The 15,194-nt window shown below is 40.7% G+C and carries 8 protein-coding genes; 6 read left to right on the forward strand and 2 right to left on the reverse strand.

Annotated elements, in window-relative coordinates:
• The first annotated feature begins 905 nt into the window (after window positions 1-905).
• Window positions 906-4,055: a SusC/RagA family TonB-linked outer membrane protein gene (locus FQ608_RS10215; protein WP_158858083.1), complete on the forward strand. Its 3,150-nt coding sequence runs from the start codon at window positions 906-908 to the stop codon at window positions 4,053-4,055.
• A 26-nt stretch (window positions 4,056-4,081) separates the two neighbouring features.
• Entirely contained in the window at window positions 4,082-5,920 is a 1,839-nt protein-coding gene (locus FQ608_RS10220) for a RagB/SusD family nutrient uptake outer membrane protein (protein ID WP_158858085.1), read from the forward strand.
• Window positions 5,921-6,072: 152 nt separating this feature from the next.
• Here the strand turns inward: FQ608_RS10220 and ligD are convergent, their stop codons facing one another.
• Both ligD and ku read right to left on the reverse strand, forming a co-directional pair.
• Window positions 6,073-8,508: a DNA ligase D gene (ligD, locus tag FQ608_RS10225; protein WP_158858087.1), complete on the reverse strand. Its 2,436-nt coding sequence runs from the start codon at window positions 8,506-8,508 to the stop codon at window positions 6,073-6,075.
• Window positions 8,508-9,278 (reverse strand): non-homologous end joining protein Ku, encoded by a 771-nt coding sequence (gene ku, locus FQ608_RS10230; RefSeq protein ID WP_158858089.1) that lies wholly within the window; start codon window positions 9,276-9,278, stop codon window positions 8,508-8,510. Before ku ends, ligD begins: the two co-directional genes overlap by 1 nt.
• 420 nt (window positions 9,279-9,698) lie before the next feature.
• Between ku and FQ608_RS10235 the strand changes: the two genes are divergently transcribed.
• From FQ608_RS10235 to FQ608_RS10250, 4 genes are all read left to right on the forward strand, one after another.
• Window positions 9,699-9,905: a hypothetical protein gene (locus FQ608_RS10235; RefSeq protein WP_158858091.1), complete on the forward strand. Its 207-nt coding sequence runs from the start codon at window positions 9,699-9,701 to the stop codon at window positions 9,903-9,905.
• A gap of 129 nt (window positions 9,906-10,034) precedes the next feature.
• Window positions 10,035-11,828: an alpha-amylase family glycosyl hydrolase gene (locus FQ608_RS10240; RefSeq protein WP_158858093.1), complete on the forward strand. Its 1,794-nt coding sequence runs from the start codon at window positions 10,035-10,037 to the stop codon at window positions 11,826-11,828.
• On the forward strand, window positions 11,825-12,823 hold the full coding sequence (locus tag FQ608_RS10245; RefSeq protein ID WP_234364158.1) for a DNA topoisomerase IB: 999 nt from the start codon (window positions 11,825-11,827) through the stop codon (window positions 12,821-12,823). Before FQ608_RS10240 ends, FQ608_RS10245 begins: the two co-directional genes overlap by 4 nt.
• A gap of 208 nt (window positions 12,824-13,031) precedes the next feature.
• Window positions 13,032-15,161 (forward strand): catalase, encoded by a 2,130-nt coding sequence (locus FQ608_RS10250; protein WP_158858095.1) that lies wholly within the window; start codon window positions 13,032-13,034, stop codon window positions 15,159-15,161.
• Window positions 15,162-15,194 lie beyond the last annotated feature (33 nt).

The raw sequence follows: 15,194 nt of genomic DNA on the forward strand, positions 1-15,194 counted from the left end.
TAGAAGGATTCCCTCTGCTTTAATCGTTCGTGGTACAATAAGTCGATTTGGAAATATGCTGATTGCTTGGGAATTAGAGTTTATTTTTAAAAAAAATAATTCGCTAGATCAGTTTTTTTAGATTTTGGGTTATTTTATTTATTTTTAATTAATCAAAATATTTAATTGAGTTTTTTGTTTTTAAATAGATATCAATACTTTAATTACTAAATATCCAAATATTATTTAAATAAAACTTAAAATTTTTATAAGCAGTTTGAGATTGTTTGTTGCTTACAAGAAAATTTTACGAGGCATCCATCTTGCATCATTTTATTTCCAAATGTAAAAAATTTTCAAACAATACCCGTATAATAAATCCATTTTTTAGTTTATCTTTTTGTTAAATAAAGAATGCTTCCACTGCTGTAGAATTTTTTGATTCTGACGAAATGATTTTTAGCTATTATTGATGGTCAAGTTAATTTTAAAACCCAAAAACTACCTATTATTTCATATTATTTATGTTATATTTAATATTTAATGTAAATTGAATAAAATTAATTTAACTACCTTTTTTTAAATATTTAAAAATTCGACACCACTCCTTCGAATTTAAAATTCTTTTTTTAGACTAAAGGCAATTTTTCAATTTAAAAAAAATCGCTGGTAGGATAAAGTCTCACAAGCCAGCAAATTTAATTTTACACACCAGGCAATAGGAATATAAGTATTCTTCTACGTAAAAATTAGTCAATTTTAATTTTAATGAAATCGGTTGCATTATAAATTACCAATGTCTAATATTAGATTTTTTAAAACAAAATTTGTTTTGAGGATCAATTAATTTAAACAATAGCCTATGGGAAAATAAAGGGGAAAAGTAATTCGTGATAATATCAATTAACAGTTTAAACTCAAAAATTATGAAAAGAATGATACCCATTCAATTAAAAAATCAGAGTTGGGCTTGGTTGTTTTTAGCCATCCTGTATCTCAGTATTCCACATTACGTTCAAGGCAGCAATACCCCAAGTCTAATTAAGGAAGGAAGCTCTTCTAAATTATCTCCGGATGTAGCTGAAATCACCGTTACCGGAGTCGTCACCGAAGAATCGGGAGAGGGCATACCAGGTGTCACTGTTTTTATTGCCGGAACTGGTGTAGGCACTGCCACCGATATTGACGGACGGTATTCCCTCACAATACCCGAAGATTCAGAACTTACATTCTCCTATATAGGGTTTGTCACCCAAGTCATCCAGGTAGGAAACCGAAGTGAGATTAACATTACACTGATGACCGATATGGCTTCCCTAGAAGAGGTTGTCGTAATCGGTTATGGAACGGCAAGAAAGCGTGATATTACCGGTGCCGTATCCTCTGTGACAGCTACCCGATTGGAAAATGAAAACCCAAATTCAGTACAAGATGTACTTCGCGGAAACATCGCTGGACTCAATGTAGGACTTAATACTTCTGCAAAAGGTGGGGGTGGTCTCGAAGTACGGGGAAGAACTTCTCTAAATGCAGGAGGAAGCCCGCTTATCGTTTTAGATGGTGCAATTTACTACGGTCAACTTGCAGATATAAATCCCAATGATATTGAAACGATAGATGTATTAAAAGATGCCAGCTCTGCGGCTGTATTCGGAGCAAAGGCCGCCAATGGGGTGGTCCTTGTAAATACAAAAAGAGGTAAACTGGGTAAGCCTGTTATTAAAATAAACACCAACTGGGGAACTCAGGGAATGGCCAAACATGAGCCAGTTTATGACGGCCCTGGGTTTCTTTCTTGGAGAGAGGATGTGATGGAAAGTATCAACGCAGGTGGTTTTGAGCCATATCGGTTTTCCAATCCCAGCACATTACCATCAGACATATCTATGGACACCTGGTTATCCTACGACGGTTCCGAAGGTGATCCCGAAACTGTTTGGCTTCAGCGCTTAAACATGCAGCCACTTGAAATCGAAAATTATAAAAGGGGCCAAACCACAGACTGGTACAGCATGATGTTTCAGAACGGCTTGCGGCAGGACCATACAGTTAGCCTCTCCGGCAGAAGCGAGGACTTTCAGTATTACTGGTCGATGGGGTACTTGGATAATGACGGCTTGATCGTGGGAGACAAATTCACCACTATCCGAAGTCGGTTTAATATTGAAGGAAATGTAAACAAATGGCTGACTGTAGGCATGAACACGCAGTTCGCTGACAGGGACGAAAGCCAGGTTCCGGTAGCATGGGGAAACCTGACAAACCTTTCACCTTGGGCGGAACCTTTCCTAGAAGACGGTAGTCTTCGATTTATGCCTAATGAAGAAGTGAGCGGGGGAAGACACCCTTATTATACTCCAAGTTTTACTGATAGGCTTCAAAGAGAAACTACCATAAACTCTACCCTATTTGCCGCAATAAAACTCCCTTTTGGTATTAAATTCCGAACTAACTTCACACCTAGATATGAGTTTTACGAGCGATATAATCATGAGATGGCGGGTCACCAGGATTTCGAAAATATGGGAGGTCGTGCAAGCAGGCAACAACGCAAGGTATACTTTTGGCAAGTGGACAATATTCTTAGCTGGAATAAAAGCATCAATGACATCCATAACTTCGACGTAACCTTTTTGGCCAATGCAGAAAAATTTCAAAGCTGGGACAACACGATGACCAATACGGGCTTTGAGCCGCATGACAGATTGGGTTTTCATAATATTGGAGCAGGAATCAATCCCATCATCTCAAGCAATGACCAGTATCATACCGCTGATGCCTTGATGGGAAGGTTAATTTATTCCTTCAATGACAAATACGTCACCACTGTGTCAGTTCGAAGAGACGGGTATTCAGCGTTCGGTCAAAGTAACCCCAGAGCTACATTTACATCGGCTGCTTTTGCGTGGATGTTTACTGATGAGGACTTTGTAAATATTCCTTGGTTGGATTTCGGGAAGTTGAGAGCCTCCTGGGGTAGCAATGGTAACCGGGATATAGGTCGGTATGCAGCATTATCGGATCTAGCGACTGGCAAATACTTTTACCAGCGACCAGCCGGTCAGCTATATTTTGTCAGCCAATTATATGTCAACAGAATGGCAAACCAGAATCTGCAATGGGAAAGGACTGCTTCCGTCAATTTAGGGCTTGATTTCTCCATGTTCAAAAATGTAATTGACGGATCAATAGAAATATACCAGATGAATACCACCGATCTTCTTGTAGAAAGAAGCTTACCGGATATTTTAGGTTTTAATTTTGTGTCTTCCAATTTGGGCGAAATACAAAACAGAGGAGTTGAAGTATCCCTCAATAGCTTGAATATGCAGCGGGCTAACTTTACATGGCGGTCCAATTTGAATTTTCAGATGAACCGAAATAAGATCTTACGTCTTTACGGTGATTTGGATAAAGATGGCAACGAATTGGACGATATAAGAAACCGTTGGTTCATCGGAAGGCCCATTGATCAGATTTGGGATTATAAGGCTCTGGGAATATGGCAATCGGATGAAGCCGAACAGGCTGCTGACTATGGGGTGAAACCCGGCGATTTCAAAGTGGAAGATGTCAACAACGACGGGGTATTTACAAATGATGATAGACAGTATTTGGGGTACAGCCAACCAAGGTCCCGCTGGAGCTTAAGAAATGAATTTAAGCTGTACAATAATTTTGATATTTCCTTTATGATGTATGCTTATTGGGGGCATATGGGAACATTCAATCAGCTGCAAAACCGGCAGGGATTTTTGGACCGTTCCAATTCCCACATTTTGCCTTATTGGACAGAGGAGAATCCAAATAACGAATGGGCGAGACTATACTCCAGTCAAGGAGGTGCCAGTCCGCTTAACGTCTACAGAATGCGTTCATTTATTAGGTTTGAAAATATCTCATTTGCGTATTCAATGCCAAAGCAAATTGCAGAGCGGCTTAGTATGCAAAATGTCCGGATTTATGGCAATGTCAGAAACGTGGGCTTTTTTGCCCCAGAGTTCAACTTCTGGGATCCTGAAACTGCCGCACCAACTCCGCGCCTATTTACTATAGGTTTGGATTTGACCCTGTAATTGTTGGAAACCAAAAAGAAGAAAAAATGAAAAATCATATAAAACAATCATCAATACTGCATTGGATGCTTGGCTTGGCTGTCTTGCTCTTCACTCCCTCATGTGATGACGAATGGCTCCAGCCTAAACCTTTGTCCTTTTATGCTCCGGAAAACACCTATAATGCAGCCAGCGGGCTTTGGGGAGCCCTCGTAGCCTGCGAAAGAAATATGAGGCACGAATATACTGGCGATGGACCTCCGATACTTACCGAACATATATTTTCGGAAGTAGCCATAGAAGGTACCACCGACAAGTCAGGGCCCGCACAGGATCTTAATTTACTGATAACTCCGGATGCTAACCTAAACAGCACTGATTTTAATCGTATAGGTTGGTATTGGTATGAAGGATACAGAGGTATAAGATATGCGAATACGGTTATTTCCCGTATCGATGAACCAACCGACTATGCCAACGAGGGAGAGAGGAACCATATCTTGGCAACCGCCTATTTCCATAGGGCCATGAGATACTATCGCCTTACCAATCAATTTGGCGATGTACCCCTAATCCTTTATGAAATCACGGAACCCCGGTTGGATTTCTTCACTACTGACCGGGAAGTCATTCTTCGTAAAATGAAGTCCGATTTGGAATGGGGGGAAGAGTGGATTCCTGACGTTATGGACCGAGGTCAAGTTCCAAAGGGAGCACTTCAGCATTTGTTAACTAAAGTTAATTTGGCATTGGGGGAATTTGACGATGCCATTGCATCTGCCAATCGATTGATTGACGGAGGGACACATGCGCTAATGACAGAACGTTTCGGCTCTGTAGCCAATGACCCTACCCGTAATATCATTTGGGATTTGCACCGTCCCGAAAATAAATCTTTAGGAATCAACAGGGAAGGGATTTTGATGGTGATGGACCGTATCGAAACAGAGGGTAATTCAGGTGGTATGCAATCCATGCGACAAGCTCTTCCTTTTTGGCATACAAATATAAATACCCCGAATGGAAACCGTGGAACAATAGATCAGCCGGGAATTGAATTTGATCAGGTGACCAACTACGGAAGGGGCATTGGGAGAATGCGTGGCACATGGTACCATCAAAGTATGATCTGGGATGATGATGACGACTTGCGCCACGCACCGGGCAACTGGATGAATATGGAAGATCTGGTATACAATAATCCAGCTCTTAAAGGCACGGATGACTATTATGGTAAGCCACTTCAGTTTAGAAATGACGCCGGACAGGTTCTGGTAGTTGATTCCATAAGAAGCTGGTTTTCATGGCCTCATTACAAAGTATTTGTGCCACAGCCACAAAATATTCGACCAGGCGGTGGACACAGTGACTGGTACATCTTCCGGCTGGCTGAAACTTACCTTTTGCGGGCGGAAGCCCATATGTGGAAAGGAAACGCGGCGGCCGCTGCCGCTGATATCAATGCAATCAGAACCCGTGCTGGTGCCGCTCCTTATGGGCCGGAAGAAGTTACTTTAGCGACAGTACTGGATGAAAGAGCCCGAGAGTTGTACTATGAGGAACCTAGAAATACGGAATTGACTCGGATTGCTTTTATCTATGCCAAAACAGGTATTCCAGCCTATAATGGCAAAACCTATAATATGTCCACATTCTCGGAAAATAATTTCTATTACGACCGGATTATGGAAGTGACAGACTATTACAATAAAGGTGTATTCACCCGTCACGGTGATACCTACACCATGAGTCCATACCATGTATTATGGCCAATCCCCGCCAATGCGATCAATACGAACACGCAGGGAATCATTAACCAAAATAAAGGGTATTCCGGTTATGACAACAATGTTCCACCATTGACTACTTTAGATGAAGGGAAATAATTAATGAATTGATTAACCACCCAACTTTTGCCTCCAAAAATTCTGTTTTGATTTTTGGGGGCTTTTTTTATTTCACCTAAAGCCTGCAAACTTTCAAGGTTTTGGTAACAACAGTTAATTGTTCAAGTAAACTGGTGAAACCTGGAAGGTTTTTATTCATCCTTCAAAGGCATCAAATTTTCCAATGCCTCTTCTATTTTAATCCCGTCACCAAGTACTCCCAGAAATAGGTTCGGCATGGCTTTTATCCGTTCTGGCATGGTAAAGATAGTGAAGTCCCTCATATCAAGTCCCGCTTTTACTTCCTTCCATTCCAAAGGAGCTGAAACGGTAGCGCCTGGCTTCGGCCGGACACAGTATGGTGCCGCCAAAGTTTGCCCTTTTCTGTTCTGTAGGTAATCGAGGTATATTTTCCCTCCCCGCTTATCTATTGTTCTTTCCATGGTGCACAGCGCGGGAAGTTTCTCCTCTACCAAATAACAAAGTACCTTGATAAAATCCCTAACGTCTTCATACGCATACTTCGCTGAAAAAGGCACATAAATATGTAACCCTTTGGAGCCGGAGGTTTTGCAATAGGCATCTATTTTACCTTTTTGAAGAATTTCATAAGCCATTTGCGCTACTTCGATTACCTCCTCAAAAGTAGTTTTCGGGGATGGATCCAAATCAATAATACCGTAATCGGGGTTTTCAAGAGATTCAATTCTGGAATTCCACGGGTTAATTTCAATACAGCCCAAATTTGCCATATATAGAAGGGTAGCTTCATGTTGGCAGATAAGGTATTCAATATCCTTTTCCGACGAAGAAGAATAAATTTGGACAGTTTCTATCCAAGGCGGAAATATGCCGGCTGTATCTTTGTGGTAAAAACTGGGAGCGTCAATTCCATCCGGATGGCGGTGCATATTTTGGGGTCTGTCCTTCAGGAAAGGTAATATATATTCCGAAATGGAAAGATAATAATCCAGCAGTTGAAATTTGGTAATGCCTGAATCTGGCCAATACACTTTATCAAGGTTAGATATAGGCACTTCAAACCCATCTATCTCAAGAATTTCTGATTTGGAATGTTTATTTTTACTACCTGAGGCTGATTCCACCGATTCTACCGGATGTATTTCCCTAGCTAGCTTGTCAGTTCTTATCCCTTTGAAAGAGGGATGTCGCATCATGCCACTTTTTGTCCAATTGGCAAACTTTACCTCCACTATAAGCAGAGGCTCCAACCAATGGGGTTTTCTGCCTTTGAGGTTAATTTTTTCGTCAAAAGGGGATTTGTCTCTTTTGAGAGGTTGAAACTTTTCCCACAGTTCCTTCTGCGTCTGATCATCGAATCCAGTGCCACAGTTTCCCACATAGGCCAATTTACCGCTCTCGTAAACAGCTAAAATTAAAGATCCAAAATGCCTACCATCTGATTCCGTATATCCTGCTATCAAAGCCTCTTGACTTTCAACAGACTTAATTTTTAACCAGTTTTCCGTTCTTCGGCCAATATCATAAGTCGAATCAGCTTTTTTTGCCATTACTCCTTCCAGGCCGGAAGAGACTGCCTGTTCATAAAACGCATTTCCCAGACTCTCGATATGGTCACAATAATAAACAAGCGGTATACCTTCTATTACTTCTTTAATCAGGCTTTTTCTTTCCAATAACGGTAAATGGGTTATGTCGTGCCCGTTCAGGAAAAGCATGTCAAACACATAATACCTTAACTCTCCCTCTCCTGTCTCCGCATAGTGCTGGAGCTTTTGAAAATCCGGCTTACCTTCTTCGTCCACGATTACTACCTCTCCGTCCAACACAACATCGTGTGGTATGCCGCTTAAGTTTTGGTGGAGGGATCGGAAGTGTTGGTTATAGGATATTCCATTCCGGGAGTAAATTTCAGCTTTCCCATTGTGAATATTTGCTAAAATTCTATACCCATCCCATTTGATTTCAAAAATCCATCCTGCTTTGCTAAAAATAGAGGTTGTCTTTCCTGCTAGCATTGGGCTAACCATCCGACGGATATCCAGGCCTGAAGATCTGGTTGAGCTTTCATCTTTGGTTTCTAGCCATTCTTCGGCATCATAGGCAAGTCCTGTTGCAAATTCATCTTCCTTTTTGATCAAAAGCCATTGGTCATTTTTTTCCCCTCCCCTTGTATGCACCAAGGCAAAATTCCCAAGTAGTTTGGTGCCAAAAAATTCAAGCTTTAAGTCTCCCCTACTATATTGATCCGACAAATCCCCCTTGCTTCCTGGTGCCAATCTAAATGTTCCTTCATCCCATATCGCCATACTTCCCGCACCGTAATTTCCCTTGGGAATGATCCCTTCAAATTTCAAATATTCTATAGGGTGATCCTCCGTATGAATGGAAAGCCTTTTATCCTTGGGGTTCATGGAAGGACCCTTGGGGACCGCCCAGCTTTTAAGGACTCCTTCCATTTCCAATCTCAAGTCATAGTGCAACCTCCGAGCCTTATGCCGCTGAATTACAAACCTGGACTTGGCGGTTGGTATTTCTAAATCTGAACCGGAAGGTTCAGGTGTTTTTGAAAAATCCCGTTTATCAGCATATTTATCAAGTGCCATTAGGAAGCTTTTTTCTTTTTCTCCAGACTGGCTTTAAGTTGAGCCATTAGGTCTTTCGCGGGGGTGGTTTCTCTATCGAATTTTGTCTTCTCCAACTTCTTTCCACTTGTTTTGGATTCTATAATTTTCATCAGCTGGTCATTATATATATCCTTGTACTTGCCAAAATCGAACTTCTCCGTATACTGTTCTATCAGCGAAAGTGCCATATCTACCTCTTTTTTAGAAACCTTCGTTTTCGGTAATTTCAGTTCTGCACCATCTCTAATTTCATCGGAAAAGCGAATTACATTTAATACCAAGATGTCATTATAAACACCAATCAGACTCAGGTTTTCTTTTTGACGCATCACGAACGTTGCTAATCCAAGTTTTTTCGTTTTCTTCAAGGCATCCCTTAGTAAATTATACGATTTCCCTCCTTCCTTTTGAGGTTCTAAAAAGTAAGGCTTTTTGAAAAGGACATCCGCTACTTCATCTTGGTTTACAAAAGCCTCAATTTCAAGAGTTTTACTTTTTACAACATTGGCCTGTTCAAAATCTTCTTCTTCAAGTATAATGTAATTATCCCCCTTTTTATACCCTTTCACGATATCTTTCCATTCTACTTCTTTGCCTGTATCTTCATTTATGCGTTTGTACCTGATTCTAGCATGGTCATGACTATCCAACATGTCCAACGACAATCGCCTGTCCTCTGAGGCAGAATACATTTTGATCGGAATCGTAACTAAACCAAAACTAATTGAACCATTCCAAATTGATCTCATAAGTCACTAAATGTATATTTTACGGGAGAAATTCCCATGTTGAAGAATAGCTAAATTTATACCAAAAAATAATCGTAGATAACGGCAACTAATTAGGGAATGTATCAAAATTGCGGTACTTTTAAACTAGTCCATTCTTATGGTTAGCCTAGATTATCAATGTTTTCAAGGCGATTTCAGCTACACAAGGCCTATTTATTCTTACTTGTTCACCCTGTTTGATTGGGAAAAATAATTCCGCATTTGAGGAAAAATGGCATGTTAAAATGTTTAAGTGAAAAAAATTAAATTCTAAAAAACAGCCTGAATAATAAAACATTAGTCCTATTTTAATGTCTAAAAATGATAATTTCAAAAAGTTTTTCAATTTGGTAAAACAATTGTTAATGGGATATTAAGTATTGATTAAAAAACTACGATATGAAAACGAATAAAATTATGTTTGTGGGTGCAGCCTTTTTGATAATGATATCCTGTGACAATAATTCTATTTCCAACAATAACGAAAACGGTGGAGTTGCAGACCTCTCCCACATCCAAACCGAAGGGGAACACTCAATTTCCGTCAGACCAACCGATGTATCCTATTCATCTTTAATCAATGATTTACGGGCCCTTCATTTCTAAGCACGGCCTTTGCCAACGCACTGAGTTAATCAAATTCATGGGTCTTCTATCATATTTTGACAGGCCCGGGAAAATCGACATAAGGCGGAAAATTTTAGTTAAACTATTCAAACAAATTTTTACAAGTATATGGAAACATCGAAATATCCCGGGATGGGAGCAGTAGTTACTCCTGAGGGCATCACATTTCGAGTATGGGCACCTAATGCGGAGCGTTTATTCGTGATGGGAAGCTTTAATGATTGGAATGAAGAAAATTGCCCTATGGCCCATGAAGATAACGGATATTGGAGTTGTCATTCGACGGATGCCAAACCCGGGGACGAATATAAGTTTGTTATACACAATCATGAGAAGGTGCTGCATAAAACTGATCCGTATGCAAAAAAAATGATACACAGTGATGGAAATGCGGTTATCGTTAATCTGAGGAAGGATTGGAAAGATCATGAATTCAAACCTGCCCCACTGAATGAATGGATCGTGTATGAACTTCATGTGGGCACATTTAACAGGGAGGGGGTGGAAGATGGTAAAGTGGGGACTTTTTATTCGGCTGCCGAAAAACTGGATTATCTACGGGATTTGGGAATAAATGTAATCGAGTTAATGCCGGTTTCAGAATTTCCCGGAGACAATTCTTGGGGTTACAATCCTTCCCATCCCTTTGCAGTGGAGACATCGTACGGCGGTCCGGAGGGGATGATGCATTTTATTTATGAGGCGCATATCAGGGGAATCGCCGTAATGTTGGATGTGGTATACAACCATTTTGGTCCAAGCGACATGGATCTCTGGCAGTTTGACGGTTGGGAAGAAAACGGAATGGGAGGCATTTATTTTTTTAATGATTATAAGGCAAAAACTCCTTGGGGGGATACGAGACCAGATTATGGAAGACCCGAGGTCAGGAACTACCTTCGTGATAATGCGATAATGTGGTTGGAAGATTACCAATGCGACGGATTACGGTTGGACGCCACCGCTATAATCAGACTATTGGATCATGAAAATGGTGATGATAGTGATGAATTGGTAGAAGGTGGAGCATTTCTGCGGGAGCTAAACGGAGAGATCCGGGAAAAATTCCCTTATAAGATAATGATGGCCGAAGATCTTAAAACTAACAGGACGGTAACAGAGACGGTTGAAAATGGAGGATTGGGATTTCATTGCCAGTGGGGTAACGGTTTTGCCCACACAATTAAAAAAATATTAACTGAACAGGAAGATCGGAATATAAATCTTCAGTCTCTAGTGGACGTTTTGTTTAGAAATTTCAATAATGACGTATTCCAGCGGGTGATATTTGGTGAGTCCCATGATGAGGTTTCCCAAGATTTCTCCCGCTTGCCTGATGAGATCCAACCCGGAGAAGCGGAAGGCGAATTTGCCAAAAAGAAATCCACCTTGGGTGCACTGACATTACTTACAGCACCTGCCATACCGATGCTTTTTCAGGGTCAGGAGTTCTTGAGCTATGAATATTTCAATGATGAAATACCTCTTGATTGGAGCAGGGTAGAGAATTTTGACGGGATAGTGACTATGTATAGAGACCTGGTAAATCTGCGAAAATCCAAAGATGGATTAACAAGAGGACTAAATGGCCAACATACCGAATTGTTTCACCACAATGACGAAGGATTAGTATTGGCGTATTCCAGGTGCCATCAGGACGATGTACAGAATCCGGTCATCGTGATTCTCAATTTTGCATACGAAACTAAAAAAGGATATCGAATAGGATTGCCTTATGAAGGCAACTGGAAGGTGGTTTTTAACAGTGGTTGGAAAGGGTACGATGAAGTATTTGCCCAGGTAGAATTGTCTGAAATAAATAGTATGGAAGGCGTAGACGGATTGCCACATTCTATCATGGTAGACATACCCTCCTACGGAGGTTTAATCTTGTCAAGGTGAACCCGTTAATTCTTCACATCGGCGATGAATCCATGTGCCTTCAGCGGAAAAAAAGAGGGAGGGGTTTTATTTACCTAGATGAAAAAGGCGAAAAATTGACGTCTAAAAAAGTATTGAACAGAATTAACGCTTTGGTTATACCACCGATGTGGACAGAAGTGAACGTATGCAAATTTGAAAATGGTCATATTCAGGCAACCGGAAGGGATTTAAAGGGGAGGAAACAATACATTTACCATACAGAATGGGAAAGGCACCGGCAGGAAGAAAAGTTCTTCCGGATGGCAAACTTCGGCAAAAAACTTCCTAACCTCCGGAAACAAGTTGCGACAGATTTGCGGAAAAAAACGTGGATGAAGGAAAAGGTACTTGCCTTAATGGTGGAGATATTGGACGAGACTGGTATTCGGATTGGAAATAAAATCTATGAAAAGACCAATCAGACCTACGGCCTTTCTACCCTACGAAGAAAACATCTACAGATCGAAGGAAGCCGGTTAGTGTTAAAATATAAGGGGAAAAGCAATAAGGAACGGGAAATCTCCATTGAAGATCAAACATTAGCGAGGTATATCAAGAAAGTTTCCCAAATACCGGGTTATGAATTATTCAAATACTTGGACGAAAATGGCAGAACACAGAGCTTGGACAGCCAAGATGTGCAGGAATATATCCAGGAAATAATTGGCAATACATTTTCCTGCAAGGATTTCAGAACTTGGGTGGGTAGCCGTCTGGCTGTCGAATTATTACCCGTGGCAATGAAAATCCAAGCAGCCTCCCCTAGGAAAAAGTTAGAACCAACACTCATCCAGCTTGTATCAAAAGAACTAGGCAACACCCCGACCATTTGCAAAGGATATTACGTACATCCTCTGATCCTTTCCAAAATGGAAGCGGGTGAAATACCCTTAAAAAACCCATTTCGGGAAAGCAAATCCCCAACTGGGCTTTCCGCTTCTGAAAAATTACTCTTGAAATTGCTGGAAGAATAGAGCTTTTCTGCCTTCTACTTATTTTTTAGAGGATTTGTGATTTTTCCATCATGAAAAGTTATAATTCCACTTTTTGGAATGTGCATTGCAAGTTGATAGTATTGCCAGTTTTATTAGTTCTAATCTAAAATAAGAGTTTGATTTTCAAAAATCTTATCACAGTCCCAGAACTGAGCTCTATTTCTTTTACCCAAAAAATAAAAAAACCATGGAAGAAACACCACAATCAGAAAACCCTAAATTAAGAGATCTGGAAAAAAACATCCTGAAACACGAAGAGTCGGCAATGACTACGGATCAGGGTCTGAAAATTAACGATGATCACAATAGCTTGAAGGCGGGGGATCGGGGACCCTCACTTTTGGAGGATTTCATCTTAAGAGAAAAAATTACACATTTTGATCATGAGCGTATCCCTGAGCGGATTGTGCATGCAAGAGGTTCAGGTGCGCATGGAGTTTTTAAGCTCCATGAATCGCTAAATAAATATACCAAGGCGAAATTGTTTTCAGAAGTCGGAAAGGAAGTTCCTGTCTTTGTGAGGTTCTCTACTGTTGCTGGTTCTAAAGGCAGCACCGACTTAGCCCGGGATGTACGTGGTTTTTCGGTTAAATTTTATACTGAGGAAGGCAACTACGATCTGGTGGGAAATAATATTCCCGTATTTTTTATCCAAGATGCCATGAATTTTCCGGACTTGGTTCATGCAGTGAAACCAGAACCCCATAATGAAATCCCACAGGCAGCATCGGCACACGATACTTTCTGGGACTTTATTTCGCTTATGCCTGAAAGTATGCATATGATAATGTGGGCCATGAGCGATCGGGGTATTCCAAGGAGTCTTCGGATGATGGAAGGTTTTGGCGTACATACGTTTCGATTTATCAACGAAAATAACCAGTCTACATTTGTTAAATTTCACTGGAAGCCAAAGCTCGGCGTTCACTCTGTAGTTTGGGATGAGGCTCAAAAAATTTCCGGAAAAGATTCAGACTTTCACAAAAGGGATTTGTGGAATGCCATCGAATCAGGAGATTTCCCTGAATGGGAACTTGGTGTACAGTTGATAGCGGAGGAAGATGAACATAAATTTGATTTTGACATATTGGATGCTACCAAATTAATCCCGGAATCTGAGGTTCCCGTACATTTAGTGGGGACAATGACGCTGAACAGAAATCCTGATAATTTTTTTGCGGAAACGGAACAAGTAGCCTTCCATCCCGGACATCTTATTCCAGGTATCGATTTCACGAACGATCCGTTATTACAGGGGAGACTTTTCAGTTACACGGACACCCAATTGAGCCGTCTAGGCAGTCCAAATTTTCATGAGATCCCCATTAATCGGTCTATTAACCCTATACGAAATAACCAAAGGGATGCCCACATGCGCATGCAGATAAACAAGGGTGCAGTTAGCTACCATCCAAATACAATCGACGGAGGTTGCCCTTTTCAGGCAATGATGAAGGACGGCGGGTTTCACAGCCATGAAGAACGAATCGATGCCAAAAAAATCAGGAATAGATCAAAATCCTTTATGGATCACTTCAGTCAGGCAAGATTGTTTTACAATAGCCAAACCAAAACGGAACAACAACACATTATCAATGCCCTACAGTTTGAGCTTTCCAAGGTTGAAAGACCCCATATTCGGGAAAATACAGTCAATCAACTGACCAACATTGACTTGAAAATGGCCCAGGAAGTAGCAAAAGTGCTTGGCATACGCGTACCTGAAAACCGGGTAGCCCCTGTGAATGAAAGTAAACCGGCTGGTGCGGATGAGTCTCATTACGCTTCGGAAGTAAGAGACCCCAAAACCAAATCTGACGATGCCTTAAGCATTATAAAAAATGTGAAAAACGCATCCAAATCCAGGAAAATTGCCTTTATCTCCATTGGAAACCATACCGCTGAAAAATTGAAATCCATATCAAATCAATTGGAGGAAGCGGGTTCAAAATTAAAGGTAGTTTCCTCCCAACTAGGAAGTCTCAAAAGCCGGGAAGGACATGAAGTGAAGGTGGACGAAACTTTATTCAATACCGCTTCGGTCCTTTATGATGCAGTTATAATCGGCGATGAAAGCAGGTCGGGTAAAGAAATCCTCAACAATGGTAAAGTTAAAGAATTCGTCATGGATGCCTTTAACCATTGCAAACCTATACTTGTCCTGAGTGATAGCAAGACTTTCATAGAAGAAATGGGATTCCCTTGTTGTAAAAATGAATTGAAAAGTGCTGAGGAACTTTATATTGATACAACAACAGAAGGTTTTCTTAGATCCTTAAGTAAACATAGGCACTGGGACCGCGAAGAGCTCATCTGACCTATTCTATCCTGTATTAAAATAAACCTACTT

This window comes from Lunatibacter salilacus (assembly GCF_009797935.1).
Taxonomy (GTDB): domain Bacteria; phylum Bacteroidota; class Bacteroidia; order Cytophagales; family Cyclobacteriaceae; genus Lunatibacter; species Lunatibacter salilacus.

What these genes read in the sequence shown, in the direction of transcription:
- FQ608_RS10215 (WP_158858083.1), top strand. Translation starts at nt 906, where the DNA reads ATGAAAAGAATGATACCCATTCAATTAAAAAATCAGAGTTGGGCTTGG.
- FQ608_RS10220 (WP_158858085.1), top strand. Translation starts at nt 4,082, where the DNA reads ATGAAAAATCATATAAAACAATCATCAATACTGCATTGGATGCTTGGC.
- FQ608_RS10240 (WP_158858093.1), top strand. Translation starts at nt 10,035, where the DNA reads ATGGAAACATCGAAATATCCCGGGATGGGAGCAGTAGTTACTCCTGAG.
- ku (WP_158858089.1), bottom strand. Translation starts at nt 9,278, where the DNA reads ATGAGATCAATTTGGAATGGTTCAATTAGTTTTGGTTTAGTTACGATT.
- FQ608_RS10235 (WP_158858091.1), top strand. Translation starts at nt 9,699, where the DNA reads ATGAAAACGAATAAAATTATGTTTGTGGGTGCAGCCTTTTTGATAATG.
- ligD (WP_158858087.1), bottom strand. Translation starts at nt 8,508, where the DNA reads ATGGCACTTGATAAATATGCTGATAAACGGGATTTTTCAAAAACACCT.
- FQ608_RS10250 (WP_158858095.1), top strand. Translation starts at nt 13,032, where the DNA reads ATGGAAGAAACACCACAATCAGAAAACCCTAAATTAAGAGATCTGGAA.